The 14,213-nt window shown below is 67.3% G+C and carries 16 protein-coding genes; 14 read left to right on the top strand and 2 right to left on the bottom strand.

Features of this window, described 5'->3' with window-relative positions; all coding sequences use genetic code 11:
- Positions 1-105 precede the first annotated feature (105 nt).
- Positions 106-273 carry a hypothetical protein gene (locus ACERIM_RS01530; RefSeq protein WP_162834884.1) on the bottom strand — a complete coding sequence of 56 codons (168 nt, stop codon included), beginning with the start codon at positions 271-273 and terminating at the stop codon, positions 106-108.
- Positions 274-330: 57 nt separating this feature from the next.
- Entirely contained in the window at positions 331-897 is a 567-nt protein-coding gene (locus tag ACERIM_RS01525; protein WP_373630882.1) for a DUF1802 family protein, read from the bottom strand.
- A 110-nt stretch (positions 898-1,007) separates the two neighbouring features.
- Between ACERIM_RS01525 and ACERIM_RS01520 the strand changes: the two genes are divergently transcribed.
- The 14 genes from ACERIM_RS01520 to ACERIM_RS01455 all read left to right on the top strand — a co-directional run bounded on the left by ACERIM_RS01520 (position 1,008) and on the right by ACERIM_RS01455 (position 14,185).
- Entirely contained in the window at positions 1,008-2,357 is a 1,350-nt protein-coding gene (locus ACERIM_RS01520) for a cobyrinic acid a,c-diamide synthase (RefSeq protein ID WP_373630881.1), read from the top strand.
- 202 nt (positions 2,358-2,559) lie between these two features.
- The gene (locus ACERIM_RS01515) at positions 2,560-3,948 is read left to right on the top strand and encodes an RDD family protein (protein ID WP_373630879.1); all 1,389 of its coding nucleotides are present in this window, start codon (positions 2,560-2,562) and stop codon (positions 3,946-3,948) included.
- A gap of 117 nt (positions 3,949-4,065) precedes the next feature.
- Positions 4,066-4,848: a 3-oxoacyl-ACP reductase family protein gene (locus ACERIM_RS01510; protein ID WP_373630878.1), complete on the top strand. Its 783-nt coding sequence runs from the start codon at positions 4,066-4,068 to the stop codon at positions 4,846-4,848.
- Between the two features lie 184 nt (positions 4,849-5,032).
- Positions 5,033-5,638: a precorrin-6Y C5,15-methyltransferase (decarboxylating) subunit CbiT gene (cbiT, locus tag ACERIM_RS01505; RefSeq protein WP_373630877.1), complete on the top strand. Its 606-nt coding sequence runs from the start codon at positions 5,033-5,035 to the stop codon at positions 5,636-5,638.
- Positions 5,635-6,438, top strand: a complete 804-nt coding sequence (locus ACERIM_RS01500; protein WP_006649056.1) for a cobalt-factor II C(20)-methyltransferase — start codon at positions 5,635-5,637, stop codon at positions 6,436-6,438. Before cbiT ends, ACERIM_RS01500 begins: the two co-directional genes overlap by 4 nt.
- Positions 6,435-7,355, top strand: a complete 921-nt coding sequence (locus ACERIM_RS01495; RefSeq protein ID WP_373630876.1) for a cobalt-precorrin-4/precorrin-4 C(11)-methyltransferase — start codon at positions 6,435-6,437, stop codon at positions 7,353-7,355. The genes ACERIM_RS01500 and ACERIM_RS01495 overlap by 4 nt, the downstream gene beginning before the upstream one ends.
- 1 nt (position 7,356) lies before the next feature.
- On the top strand, positions 7,357-8,346 hold the full coding sequence (gene cbiG / locus ACERIM_RS01490) for a cobalt-precorrin 5A hydrolase (RefSeq protein ID WP_373630875.1): 990 nt from the start codon (positions 7,357-7,359) through the stop codon (positions 8,344-8,346).
- Positions 8,343-9,215, top strand: coding sequence for a precorrin-3B C(17)-methyltransferase (locus tag ACERIM_RS01485; RefSeq protein ID WP_373630874.1), 873 nt, complete (start codon positions 8,343-8,345; stop codon positions 9,213-9,215). The genes cbiG and ACERIM_RS01485 overlap by 4 nt, the downstream gene beginning before the upstream one ends.
- A 10-nt stretch (positions 9,216-9,225) precedes the next feature.
- Positions 9,226-10,260 carry a precorrin-3B C(17)-methyltransferase gene (cobJ, locus tag ACERIM_RS01480; protein ID WP_373630873.1) on the top strand — a complete coding sequence of 345 codons (1,035 nt, stop codon included), beginning with the start codon at positions 9,226-9,228 and terminating at the stop codon, positions 10,258-10,260.
- A 25-nt stretch (positions 10,261-10,285) separates the two neighbouring features.
- The gene (locus tag ACERIM_RS01475; RefSeq protein ID WP_373630872.1) at positions 10,286-10,552 is read left to right on the top strand and encodes a ferredoxin; all 267 of its coding nucleotides are present in this window, start codon (positions 10,286-10,288) and stop codon (positions 10,550-10,552) included.
- Positions 10,549-11,253 (top strand): cobalamin biosynthesis protein, encoded by a 705-nt coding sequence (locus ACERIM_RS01470; RefSeq protein WP_373630870.1) that lies wholly within the window; start codon positions 10,549-10,551, stop codon positions 11,251-11,253. The genes ACERIM_RS01475 and ACERIM_RS01470 overlap by 4 nt, the downstream gene beginning before the upstream one ends.
- A gap of 1 nt (position 11,254) precedes the next feature.
- Complete coding sequence (locus ACERIM_RS01465) at positions 11,255-12,487, top strand: CbiX/SirB N-terminal domain-containing protein (protein WP_373630868.1); 1,233 nt, start codon at positions 11,255-11,257, stop codon at positions 12,485-12,487.
- Between the two features lie 46 nt (positions 12,488-12,533).
- On the top strand, positions 12,534-12,905 hold the full coding sequence (locus ACERIM_RS01460) for a DUF3209 family protein (RefSeq protein ID WP_006649048.1): 372 nt from the start codon (positions 12,534-12,536) through the stop codon (positions 12,903-12,905).
- A gap of 2 nt (positions 12,906-12,907) precedes the next feature.
- Positions 12,908-14,185 (top strand): PQQ-binding-like beta-propeller repeat protein, encoded by a 1,278-nt coding sequence (locus ACERIM_RS01455; RefSeq protein WP_373630866.1) that lies wholly within the window; start codon positions 12,908-12,910, stop codon positions 14,183-14,185.
- Positions 14,186-14,213: the final 28 nt, after the last annotated feature.

The following is a 14,213-nucleotide window of genomic DNA, read 5'->3' as shown; positions in this document are numbered from 1 at the left end:
TACGACCTGTGGTGAGTTAAAACATACCATGATAGAGTGAGCAGCACTCGAGATCGGGGCCTCGAGACGAGGTTGTGTTCGTCGAAAAACGGAGCTGAACGGCCGTTACCCGTCGTCTTCGTACTCGCGCAGGACGGACGACACGGTGTTCGACACTTCCTCGAGCGCGACGGCGTGGGTCTTCCGGAGGTCGTCGTCGTCCTGTGCCGCGCCGAGGTGACGGAGCGCCTCGCGGAGGTGCCGTTCGGTGTCGGATCCTGGGTTGTCACTCATGATTCGAGCGCCGAAGCGTAACTGACTCGAGCGGTTAAGTTCGTCGGTGGTCCGCACTCACTCGAGGGCATCCCGGACGGCCGCGCGGCGTTCAGCGAACGTCGCGTCGTCGAGGACCGGCGTCGCCGCGTCGGGCTCGATCGGCGCGTCGTCGGCGAGGTCGATCCAGGCGCGACAGCCCCGGTAACTGCCGCGTTCGGTGATCAGTGCCGGCGAGTCGAGTTCGGCGACGCGGAGCAACAGCACCCGCAACTCCCCGTCGGGGTCGTACTTGTCCCGCAACCCGTCGGGCGTGTAGACATAGTGGTCGGCGAGGGCCTCGAGGTCGTCCGTCGAGACGGCGTATTCCTCGCGGACGTCGGCGACGGCGCGGATCGGGACGCCCGCCTCGGGCTTCGCACTCGAGCGGTGGTAGTACGCCTCGTATCGTGATCGGTACCGGCTCGGCTCCTGATGGCTGTACGCGGGATAGAGCGCGAACCGCTCGTCGATCGTCCCCGGATCGAGCGTCGGGTGGCGGACGAGGACGGTCTGTGCGCCGTCGAGCAGGGCGTTGACGACGCCGGCGCGTTCCTTCAGCGCCGGTCCCGACTCCGCGGCGGTCCCAGTAGTGTGGTCGCTCATCGGTCTCGGGTACTCGATCGTCGCGGCGACCCAATTCGGTTTCGGTCGCTCGTGGCCGGACGCCTCCCTCACCGACGGATTCAAGTACAGTTGTGCGAACGAAACTGACGATGAACGGATTCGTCCTCGGCGGCGTCAGCTCCGGCGTCGGGAAGACGGTCGCGACGCTGTCGATCATCCAAGCACTCGAGGACGCCGGCCACGAGGTCCAGCCCGCCAAGGCGGGCCCGGACTTCATCGACCCGAGCCATCACGAGGCGATCGCGGGCCGGCCCTCCCGCACTCTCGACCTGTGGCTCTGCGGCGAGGACGGCCTCCGACGGAACTACCGCCGCGGCGAGGGCGACATCGACGGGTCACACCCGTCTGTTCGGGGGACGTCGTCCCCCGCCATCTGCGTCGTCGAGGGCGTGATGGGGCTCTACGACGGCGACGGCTCGAGTACCGCGATGGTCGCCGAGGCGCTCGACCTCCCGGTCGTCCTCGTCGTCGACGCCAAGGCGGGGATGGAAAGCGTCGCGGCGACCGCGCTGGGCTTCCGGGAGTATGCCGCCGAGATCGGCCGCGATATCGATGTGGCCGGCGTGGTCGCCCAGCGGGCCCACGGCGGCCGCCACGAGCAGGGAATTCGTGACGCCCTGCCCGAGGGCCTCGAGTACTTCGGACGGATCCCGCCGAACGACGACCTCGAGATTCCCGACCGGCATCTGGGGCTCGAGATGGGCGGGGAGGCCGCGTTACCGAGAGAGGCGCTCCGGGAGGCGGCCGAGTCGCTCGCGGCCGAGCGGTTAGCGGACGTGGCCAGCGAACCGTCCGCTCCCCGCGAACCGATCGAACCCGCCGAGCCGGTCGACGCTACCGTCGCCGTCGCCAGCGACGCCGCCTTCTGTTTCCGGTATCCGGCGACGCTCGAGCGGTTCCGCGAGCGCGCCGAACTGGTCACGTTCTCGCCGGTCGCTGGCGATCCCGTGCCGGACTGCGACGGGGTCTATCTCCCCGGCGGCTACCCCGAACTCCACGCCGACGCACTCGAGTCCGCCGACACCCTCGCGGAACTGGGCGACCTGGCCGCGGACGGGCTGCCCGTCCTCGGCGAGTGCGGCGGCCTGATGGCGATGAGTCGATCCCTGACGACCGCCGATGGCGAGCGCCACGAGATGGCCGGGATCCTCCCCGCCGACGTGACGATGCACGACCGCTATCAGGCCCTCGATCACGTCGAACTCGAGGCCGTCGACGACACGCTGACGGCCGACGCCGGCGAGACGATCCGGGGCCACGAGTTTCACTACTCGAGCGCCGCCGTCGACGCCGACGCCCGTTTCGCCTTCGAAACGGTCCGTGGCGACGGCATCGACGGCAATCACGACGGCCTGACCGAGTACGAGTCACTGGGCACGTACGTCCACGTCCACCCCGAAAGCGGGGCGTTCGATCGGTTCCTCGCACGCCTCGAGTAGCGCCGAGCGAGTCGCTCGAAAGCGGTCGGCTCCGCAGTTCGTCCGTCGGGGAACTGCTGTCGGTCGGGACGGTCACCGAGGACGACGAACGTCCGTCGGAGACGAGTCGAAATCGCAGCCGATCTTCGAGGCTCGAGAGGGAGGGGTTCGTGAGGGGGGACCGGCTGAATTTATGGCCGTCTAGTTAGGAATGTGACTATTGATGGCGAAGGTCAGAATCTTCGGATCGATCCACGTCAATACGCGGAGCGTCGTCGAAGACGACCTCCGAGCGTTTTCGAAGGGAGCGGACGCGATCGCGGTCGAGCAGCCGCGACTGGGGGAGACCGTTCGCTCGGCGGTCGGGCTCGTCCTCCGGTATCCGTTTTTCTTCGTCGGTCTCCAGTCGATCTTCGTCCTCCAGATGCCGCTGTACGTACTGTTCAACCGCGACCTGCTGTCAGCCGAATTCCTCGCCGCTCGAGCGGTGGCGGGGGAACGGCCGGTCCACGAAGTCGACCGACATCCGCTCGAGATCCTGTCCGGGCGCAGTCCGTTGTGGATCGTCGGCAACTGGCTCACGTTTCTCGCCCTCGCGGTCGCGTTCCCCGCCGAAACGCTCGTCGCAACGGGGCTCGCCGTCGGTCTGCTGGTGGTCCTGACGACCCGGTTCCGATATGGAATTCGTCGTCCGACGATCGTCGCGGCGGTGGTACTGACCGCGATCGCCTGTGGATTGCTCGTCGTCGACCTCTTCCGAACCGATATCGGGGCGAGTTTCGTCGGTCTCCTCTATCCCGTGGGAGGGCTCGTTCTCCTCAGGCTTACCCTCGAGGCGCGAAACGAGGCGATGCTCGAGGAGGTCGCCTCGCTGGCGACGACCCACGACCACGAGCGACTCTGTCTCGCGACTGGATACGCCCACCTCCCGGGAATGGTCGAACGCGCGTCGGCGTACGGGCTGACGACGGGAGACGTGTTCAAACCGCGGTGGCGAGCGTCGGGCGAGTGGGCCGATCCCGACACGCTGTTGGAATCCGACGACCGGGACGTTCGGCCGCGCGTGGAAACGGCCGGCGACGTCCTCGGGAGGCGGGCCGTGGCGACGGTGATCGACTGGCTCGTGATCGTCCTGCTCGCGCTTTCCGTTCCGGCGGCCCTCGTCGGTATCGATTCGGCGCGGTCGATCGGCAGTGACGCGAGTCTCGGCGCCCTCACGCTGCTCTGGATGCTACTATCGCCGCCGGCGTACTACGTGATCGGCGAGACGGCGTTCGGCCAGACCGTCGGGAAATCGCTCCTCGATCTGACCGTCGTTCGGATCGACGGCTCGCCGTGTACGTTCCGCCACGCTGTCGTTCGAACGGCGGTACACCCGCTCGATTTCCTTCCAGCCTGCTACCTCCTCGGCGGTATCGTCGCCGCCACGACCGACTACGGCCAGCGGCTCGGAGACCTCGCGGCCGGAACGACCGTCGTGAAACTCGAGGCTCCTCCCGACGACCGGATGGCGGACGATACGGGTGCGGCCGCCGGTCGACGCGATTCGGCCGCTGTCGATCCGCCGGTCGAAGCCGGTGAGGCTGGGCGGACGCCGACGAACGACCGGTGACCCGAACCTCCCGACAGCGTCCGGACGTACCCGTCTCGGTCTAGTACTTTCCGAATACATTCAGCTCTCGCAACAAGTACTCAGTTAATTACCAGACTCCGTGGTTGGGTCAACTGTATGTCCGAATCCGTCCAACGGCTCGAGCCCCTGGAGCGTCGCCCGCTGACCGACCGAACCTGTCTCGTCACCGGTTCCTCGCGGGGGATCGGTCGCGAGATCGCGTTCGAACTCGCCCGGTGTGGGGCCGACGTGGCGGTCAACTACCGCTCCTCGGAGGACCGCGCGCTGACAGTGACCGAGACGATCGAGGACAACGGCGAGACGGCCGTCCCGGTACAGGCCGACGTTTCGGACCCGGCGGCCGTCGAACGGATGGCCGCCGAGGTCCGCGAGGATCTCGGCGAGATCGACGTCCTCGTCAACAACGCGGGAATCACCATCGACCGGACCTTCGAGGACATGACCTACGAGGACTGGCGGACGGTCATCGACGTCAACCTCCACGGCACGTTCAACTGCACGAAGGCCTTCTACGAGGACATCAAGTCCTCCGATCACGGCCGCCTGATCAACATCTCGAGCGTGGTCGGCCAGCAAGGCAACTACGGGCAGGCCAACTACGCCACCTCGAAGGGCGGACTCTTCGCGTTCACCCGGACGCTGGCGCTGGAACTGGCCAGCCATGACTCGACGGCCAACTGCGTCGCCCCCGGCTTCACCGAGACGGACATGTTAGAGAAGGTACCCGACCGGGTACAGGACAAGATTTGCGAGGACATCCCGCTGGACCGGTTCGCCGAACCGGAGGACATCGTCGGGATGGTCCGGTTTCTCGCCAGCGATCAGGCCGAGTACATGACCGGACAGGTACTCGGCATCAACGGCGGGATGGAATGGTGAGGACGGCGAGTCGTCGCTGACAATCGGTTCTCGAGACCATCCGTTTTCGGTCGCGTTCACGACGAGTGGATACTCCACTCACCGTCGACAATTTTCGTTGTCCTACTACAACTCCAACTGGGCAAACGCAGTTGTCCTATCCCAAACAAAATTGTTTTAGGGACGGACTCTGTTCCAACGGATGATGCCACCCATCGCGCTTCCACACGACGCGAAGGCCGGCCCGACCAAGTCGGAGGTCCGGGCCGTCGTCGGCTCGAAGCTCGCGCTCGGGCCGGACGACCACTTCGCGGAGGTCGGCTCCTGTACGGGGGCCGTCACCATCGACGCCGCACAGCGAGCCGGGCGGGTGACCGCCCTCGAACGGAAACCCGAACGCCTCGAGACGACGGAGAAAAACCTCGCGGCAAACGAGGCGTCCGTCCGCGCCGATGTCGAACTGCGCAACGCGGAAGCGCCCGAGGGACTGCCCGACGACGCCGACGCCCTGTTTCTGGGCGGCAGTCGGAACTTCGAGGCCGTCCTCGACCACGCCGTCGAGACCGAGATCGACCGCGTCGTCATGAACGTCTCGCGGCTCGAGGTCGCCGGCGAGGCCACCGAAGCCTTCCGCGAGCGGGACCTGCTCGAGGAAGTCGTCCAGTTTCAGGTGAGCCACGGCTACGAACTCGCCGGGGCGACGAGCTTCGATTCGGACAACCCGGTCTACATGCTGGTCGGAAGTGCAACGCCGGAGACGGACGAAAACGGCGACGAGATTGCAGCGGACGGCGGCGAGGTGGACCGATGACGCTGTACGGCGTCGGACTCGGTCCCGGCGAGGCCGACCTCGTGACCGTTCGCGGGAAGGAGGTCCTCCAGAACGCCGACGTGGTCTACTCGCCGGGCCGGCTCTCCCGGACCGTCGCTTTGAACCACGTCGACGAGTCGAAGATCGGGGACCTCGATTTCCCGATGACGAAAGACGAGGAGAAGCTCCGGGCGGCCTGGAAGGAGGCCGCCGCGGAGATCGCCCCGAACGCCCGCGACGGCGACGTCGCCTTCGTGACGCTTGGCGACCCCAACGTCTACTCGACGTTCGGCCATCTGCGCCGGACGATCGACGCGTTCCACCCCGAGGTCGAGTTGGAGATCGTCCCCGGTGTGAGCGCGGTGACGGCCTTCGCGACCGCGATGGGGGTCGAGATCGAGGCCGGCGCGGGCCTCTCGCTGCGAGAGGCCGCGAGCGGTGCGAGCCCGACGGGACCGGATCGGATGATCCTGTTCAAGGTCACCGACGCACCGGCCACCCACGAGGGACTCGTCGAGGCCGGCTATGACGTTACCTACGGCCGCCGACTCTTCATGGAACAGGGTGAGACCCTCGTCACCGACGACCCCGAAGACATCGACGAGCGCGATTACTACACGCTCGCCTATGCCGAGAAGGAAGATCTCGAGGTCGAGCAGGCGACGGCCGCCTTCGCCGACGACGAGTCCGGGTCGGAGGACGCGACGACGGACGGGGAGCCGGTGACCGACGGGGGAACGCTGGTCGACCTCGAGCGCGCCGAGGGCCGTGAGGGCGGCGACTGTGGAGGACACCGATGACTGACGACACACCGAACGACCCGCAGGACGCGATCGACTCCGAAGGCGAGCGCCGCCGCGAGGAGCTGGACGACCGAATTTTCGACCACAGCGCCGGCGACGACCAGGAGGGAGTCCCCTTCGTCGGTGCCGGCCCCGGAAACCCGCGTCTGCTGACCGTCGCGGGCAAGGAACTGCTCGAGGAGGCCGACCTCGTCGTCCACGCGGGCTCGCTGGTCAACAGCGAACTGCTGGACGAGTACTGCGGCCACGCGGAACTCGTGAATTCGGTCGGGAAGGACCTCGAGGAACTGATCCCGCTGATGCGGGACGCCTACGAGGACGGTGACAACGTCGTGCGGCTCCATAGCGGCGATCCCGCCATCTATGGCGCGGCCCTCGAGCAGATGGACGCGCTCGAACACGAGGGCGTCCCGACTTACTTCGTGCCGGGCGTCACGTCGGCCTTCGCGGCCAGCGCGACGCTGCGGACGCAACTGACGCTCAACGAAGTGTCGAATCACGTCGCGTTCACCCGGCCACAGGGCAAGACCCTGACGCCGGAGGAGGACCACATCTCCGACTTCGTCGAGATGGGCGACGTGACCACCTGCATCTACCTCGGGACTCACGCGGTCCGGGACACGATGGACCGCCTGCTCGCGGACGACCACGACCCCGAGACGCCGGTCGCGGTGATCTACCACGCCTCGTGGCCGGACGAGGACGTTATTATCGGCTCGATCGGCGACATCGCGGACAAGGTCGAGGAGGCGGGCTATCGCGCCTCGGCACTGGTCGTCATCGGCGACGCGGTGACCGGTGCGGGCTACGAGCGCTCGTTCCTCTACGGGGACTGGGCCAACCGTGGCCCCGACTCGAGCGACGGGAACGAATCGGACGCACAGGCGAACGAAACGCAAGCGGGAGACGATTGATATGAGTACGGACAACGCTGACAATGCGAACGACGAGTCGGGATCCGACGGCGGCCACTGTTCGACCGCGGACTCGGACGGCGAGGTCGCCGAGGAGATCGCGATCATCTCCTTCGGACGGAAGATGGACACCGCCGAGGAGATCAAAGCCGAGATCGGCGATCGCTACGAGGCGATCGACATCATCGAGTACCACGGCGACGTCTTCGAGGAACACTGGGGCGAGTACGACTGCTTCATCGGCCTGATGGCCTCGGGGATCGCGATGCGCAAGACAGCCCACCTGCTCGACGACAAGTGGGACGACCCCGCGATCTGTGTGGTCGACGAGGAGCTGACGTGGGCCATCCCGATCACGGGCGGCCACCACGGCGCGAACCAGGTCGCACAGGACCTGGCGACGATGGGCGCCGTCCCGGCGATGACCACCGCCAGCGAGGCCGCAGGTAAGCAGGGCGTCGAGTCCCGCGCGAAGGCGATGGACACCCACGTCGTCAACGGCGACTCGACCGTCAAAACGAACCTCGCCGTCCTCGACGAGAACCTCGGGCCCGTCGCCCGACTCGACGGTCCGAAGGCCGTCCTCGTCGGTGACGACGTGACGGTCCTCAAACGGAACAAGGACGACGGCGTCGTCCTCGGGACCGGTAGCGTTTCGGGGGCCAGCAAGGAGGCCTTCCTCGCAGCGTGGGAGGAAGCCCTCGAGCAGACCGACTACGACTTCGACGACGTCGAGTTCGTCGGCACTGCGACCCGGAAAGAAGACGAGGAAGGGCTGCTCGAGGCGGCCCAGGAACTCGACCTCGGCGTCGTCGCCTTCGACAAGGAGACACTGCTCGACCACGAGGGGCCGACCCCCTCGAAGTCCAAGGAACTGATCGGCTGGCCGGGCGTCTCCGAGGCCAGCGCGATCGCCGGCGGGCGCGAGCAGGAACTGGTCCTCGAGAAGATGGGCTACGAGAACGAGGTCACGGTGGCGATCGGCCGATGAGCGTGGAGGACGCAGCTCCCAGCGGCGACGGCACCCCCGACGACCACGGCACCCTCTACGTCGTCGGCATCGGCCCCGGCCTGCCCGACCACATGACCAAGCGGGCCAAGGAGGTCATCGAGTCCGCGGACGTGGTCATCGCCTCGAGCCTCTATCAGGAGTTCCTGCGGGACGACGGCACGATTCCCTCGGAGGAACGAACCGACGAGGACGGGACCGCGACCCGCGAGGACGGCTTCGAACAGGAGATCGTCCGCTCGACGATGGGCCGCCAGATCGAACTCGCCCGCGCGGCGTTCGACCACGTCCGCGAGGGGAAAGACGTGGCCCACGTCTCCGGCGGCGATCCGTCAGTCTACGGCAAGTCCGACCTCATCTTCAAGATGGCAGAGGAGGACGACGCGACGGATATTCCGATCGAGATCGTCCCCGGCCTCACCGCGGCGCTGGGCGGGTCGGCGAACGTCGGCGCGCCGCTGTGTAACGACTTCTGTACGGTCTCGCTGTCGGACAAGTGGCGCGGCTGGGACGAGATCGAGGAGAAGCTTCGGGCGGCGGCGATCTCCGATTTCGTGATCGTCCTCTACAACTGCTGGCGCAACTACGAGGAGGCGGTCGAGATCGTCCGCGAGGAGCGGACCGACGACGCCTACGTAGCCATCGTCAACGACGCCGGCCGGGAAGACGCCGGCCGCAACGGCGAGAGCCAGTTCATCACCACGCTGGGCGAGGCCGCCGACCACGACGACAAGGTCTCCGGCATGGGCACTTCGCTGATCATCGGCAACCACGAGACCGAGACCTGGCGCAACGACGACCGAACGTACCTCGTCACCCCGCGCGGCGGGCGTGACGTCGACGATTTCTGAACCCACAACCATGAGTACTGACACCGACGCGGACGCTGACGCGGAATCGACTTCCAACTGCGGTGCCTCCTCGAGCGACAGTAGCGAGGCCAGCACCGACAGCTCGAGTTCGAAATGCGGTGCCTCGAGCAGTACCGACGACTCGAGCAGCTCCACGTGCGGTGGGTCCTCGAGTTCGAGTTCCTCGTCCTCGAGCTGTGGTGGCTCGAGTTCCGACGACGAGAGTTCGAACGAACAGGAGGTCGGCGCGACGGTCGACGACTTCGACGCCGAGCCCGGCCAGCTGATCGCCGTCGGCCTCGGTCCCGGCCATCCCGAGGGGATGACCGACCGCGCGAAGGCCGCGCTGCTCGAGGCCGACCACATCGTCGGATACACGACCTACATCGACCTCATTCCGGACGAGATCACCGACGAGGCCGAGGACATCTACGACACACCGATGTGCGGCGAGGTCTCCCGCACCGAGGAGTCGATCGACCGCGCGCTGGCGGGCAACGACGTGGCCATCGTCGGCAGCGGCGACCCCAACGTCTACGCGCTGTCCGGGCTCGCCCTCGAGATCCTCGAGTCCAAGGGCGCGACGGCCTCGATGGTCGACTTCGAAGTGGTGCCGGGCGTCCCCGCGGCACAGTCCTGTGCGGCCCGCCTCGGCGCACCGCTCGTGAACGACACCGTCTCGGTCTCGCTGTCGGACCACCTCGTCCCGATGCCCGAGATCGAGTCCCGACTGCACTCCGTCGCCAGCGAGAACTTCACGATCACCATCTACAACCCCTGGAGCCGCAAGCGCCGCGAGAACTTCGAGAAGGCCTGTGAGATCCTCCTCACGCACCGTGAGCCCGACACGCCGGTCGGCATCGTCCACGGCGCCGGCCGCGAGGACGAGCAGGTGATGATCACCGAACTCGGCGAACTCGAGGAGTTAGGCGAGAGCGAGATCATCGACATGACGACGACGATCGTCGTCGGCACCGAGGACACCTACGTCTGGGACGACCGGATGGTCACGCCCCGGGGCTACGAGACGAAGTACGACTACTGAACGGCGGTTTCCGGATTCCAACACCATGCCACGATACGAAGTCACCATCGAGAAGGACGCCTGCGACGGCATCTTCGCCTGTCTGACCCGCGATCCGCGATTTATCGAGGGCGAGGACGGCCTCGCGACGATCGATCCGACCGCGGACCCGGTCTACGACTGCGAGGGCGAGGTCACGGACAACGCCGAGCGCGTCGTCGCGACGTTCGACGACGACCGCATCGACGAGGCCCAGCAGGCGGCCGCGGCCTGTCCGACGGACGCAATCATCGTCGAGGAGGTGGGCGAATGAGCGACGCTCGATCGAACGCCGACGCCCTCGAGGTGTCGGTCCCATCGGACCCGCTGGCCGGCCACGCTGCGACGGCGTACTTCTGGGGCCACGTCGCCGGCAGCGGCGACGTCACGGACGACCGGATCGAAGTTGTCGCCAACGACGAAGCGTCCGCAGGGGTGCTGGCCGCCGTCGCGGGCGGCGACCTCGAGCGCGAGACGACGACCCGGGACTACGCCCACGACACGTCGATCACGCGCACCGAGGACGAGTACGTCCTGACGATCAACGCCGACGACGGCGAGTCGGGGCTGCTCGGCCGCAGCGGCGCGCTCGGATTGCCCGTCGACGGCCGCAGCAACTACCGGTTCGGTGCCTTTGCGGGCCACGAGCGCGAACTCCTGCGGGGACTGCTCGAGGGCTGTGGCACCGTCTGTTTCAAATCCTCGAGCGGCACCGTTGGGATCTCGTTCGTCCACGACGATCAGGACCTGCTCGCGTTCGCGCAAGAGCTGATCGCCGACTGTCCGGTCGACGCACCGACGGGCGACCTCTCGGAGACCTCGTCGGGCGGCTACTGGTTCGGCGTCGACGACGCCGTCGCGCCTGACTTTGGCACGTGGCTCTACGAGGACTGCGAGGAAACGGGCCTGTTCGCGCCGAGTCGCCGACGCAAGTTAGAGCGTAGTCTCGAGCAGGCCGACGCCTACGACGAGTAATATGAGTACACCCGACGACACCACGGCCGCGCCCGCTGCCGGCTTCGACGACGAGGCCGTCCTCCTGATCGGCCACGGCTCCAGACGGGAGAAGTCCAACGAACAGGTCCGCGAACTGGCCGCCGACCTCGAGTCCCGACTGGGAATCCCAGTCGATGCCGCCTTCCTCGAACTCGCGGAGCCGGCGATCGACGAGGCATTTGCCCAACTCGCGCCCGTCACCTCGCAGGTGACGGTCGTCCACTGTTCGCTGTTCGCCGCGAGCCACGTCAAAAACGACGTGCCGCTGGCGATCGAGCAGGCACGGGCCGAACACGACATCGAGATCAACAACGGCTCGCATCTGGGGGTCCATCCCGCTATCCTCGATCTGCTGGACGACCGTGCCGCGGCAGTCGAGGCCGAACTCGGCGTCGACCGCGCAGACGACGACGTGGCTGTCGTCGTCTGCGGCCGGGGATCGAGCGATCCGGACGCCAACGGTGACGTCCACAAGCTCGCGCGACTGCTCTACGAGGGGCGCGCGTTCGACCGCGTGGAGGCCTCGTTCATCGGCGTTACCGAGCCGACGCTCGAGGACACCCTCCACGGGCTCTCGAAGCACCGCCCCGACGCGGTCGTCGTCCTGCCGTATATGCTCGGCGACGGCGTCCTCACCCAGCGGGTGCGCGATTGGACCGCCGAGTTCGACGAGGACTACCCCTACGTCGACGCCCTGGCCGGCGACCCGCTCGGGACCGACTCCCGGCTGCTGGACGTCTTCGCCGACCGCTGGGAGGAGGCCCGGACCGACAGCGTCGAGATGTCCTGTGACACCTGCAAGTACAAGGTCGACCTCGAGGGCTACGAGGAAGACGTCGGCGGCGCTCGCGCCATGCTGCGGGCGCTTGCCCACCAGGAGGCCCACGCCGACCGCGACGACGTCGACGCGGAGCCGGACAGCCACGATGCGCCCGAGAAACACGTCGCGGTCTGTACCAACCAGACCTGCGCGAAGATGGGGTCGCCGGCGGTCCTCGAGCGACTTCGACAGGAGGTCCGGGATTCGGATCACTGCGACGCTCGCATCACGCGATCGTCCTGTCTCGGTCGCTGTGGCGACGGGCCGATGGTCGCGGTCTATCCGGACGGGGTCTGGTACGGCGGCGTCGACGACGGCGACGCCGAACGGATCGTCTCGGACCACTTAGACCGGGACCGCATCGTCAGCGATCTCGTCGATCAGACGCTGTAACGCCGTTTCGAAATACACGAACCCGATAAGTCATACAGACACACCAATGAGCTGCCACGAAATCGAAGCACTACGACTCGGACTGATGACCGTCCTCGGCGTCGGGGACGACAGCACCCGCGATCACGCGGAGAAGGAACTCGAGGGCCATCTCGAGGGGCCGATCAAGGGCCTCGCGGAGGCCGAGAGCCTCACGGAGATCGAACGCCACCTCGACGCGGCGCTGGTCGACCTCGAGGAAGAGGTCGCCGCGCTGGATAGCGAGGACCCCGAATTCGACTACACGCGCGGCCGGTTGCTCGAGGTCCGCAACGCCGAGCGAGCGGTCCAGCGGCTTCGTACACAGGGATCGAGCATCGTCGACGGGCTCGGCGACGCCCACGACACCCTCCACGAGACCTTTCCGGTAGAGGAATGACGATGACCGAGACTGTCGACACCGAACGCGAGGACGGCCTCGACGTTCGGACCGCCTCGCTGGGCGAGATCGAGCCCGCCCGCAGCCGCCACATGTGGACCCGCTCGGCGGTCGGACTCGCCGAGTCCGGTGATCTCGTCGTCACCGGCGAGTGGGACGGTACGGTCACCGCCCGCGAGACCGACTCGCTCGAGACCCGATGGACGGTCGCTCATCCGGACCACGCGGTCGGGGTCGCATCACTCGAAGACGACGAGACGATCGTCGTCGCCGGCCGCGGCGAGACGGGGACGGTCGCGGCCTACGACGCCGCGACGGGCGAGCGCCAGTGGCGCTACGACACCGCCGACGACGTCGGCGAGGCGGTCAAAGACACCGTCTTCTACCTGCCCTACGTCGTCGCCTGTGAGACGGGGACCGACGCCGACGGCAACGAGCGGCTCTACGCCGCCGCGCGACGGTACGAACGCGACGGCGAGACCCGACAGTGGCACAGCACCGTCTACGCGTTCGACTCCGCGGGGTCGGTCCGGTGGACCTACGAGACCGACGCCTCGCCGATCGCGCTCGATCCCTCTGCCGACGGCGAGCGGCTGGCGGTCGGCTACAACCGCTGTATGGGCGACCACGACACCGGGCTCGTCGTCCTCGGAGCCGAGACTGGCGACCTCGAGTGGACGTGGGACCCCGGCACCGAGGGCGACCGCCGCGTCGGCGACGTCTCGTTCGACGGGGATTCGATCGCCGTCTCGAGCCACGGCGACAAGCGGGGCTACCTGCTCGGACCCGGCGGGGCAGAGCGCTGGAGCGTCGATCTCGCCGTCGAAACGGAGATCGACGGCGAGACCCTGTACGCCTATCCGAACCACGTCTACGCCGACGATGGCCGGGTCGCGTTCGTGACCGGCAACACCTACGCCGTCGAGAGCCGCGAGACCGAGAGCCGCCACCCGAACGAACACCGCGTCGCGGCGTTCGACGCCGGCGGGACCCCACTGTGGGACGACGACGTTCGGGGCTTCGTCCACGGCCTGGCCGCTGACGGCGACCGACTCGTCACCCCCTGCGCCCAGAACTTCCGGGTCCGCGATCCCGACACCCACGCCGTCCGCCGGTTCGACCTCGAGTCCGGTCCGGTCGGGGTCGAACGGCTCAAGGGAATCGCCACGGCTGCCGCCGTCAGGGATGGAACGCTCGCCGCGATCGAGGAGCCCGTCGCCTACCACGACGACGGCGAGACCCGCGGCGAGTACGCGCTCCGAGTCGGCTCGCTCGAGTAACGCATCGAGGGTCGACACCCGGTTCGAT

Source organism: Natrinema sp. H-ect1, from assembly GCF_041821105.1.
Taxonomy (GTDB): Archaea; Halobacteriota; Halobacteria; order Halobacteriales; family Natrialbaceae; genus Natrinema; species Natrinema thermotolerans.
The sequence above is the reverse complement of the archived record's forward strand: the minus strand, read 5'-3'. Positions and strand labels throughout refer to the sequence as shown.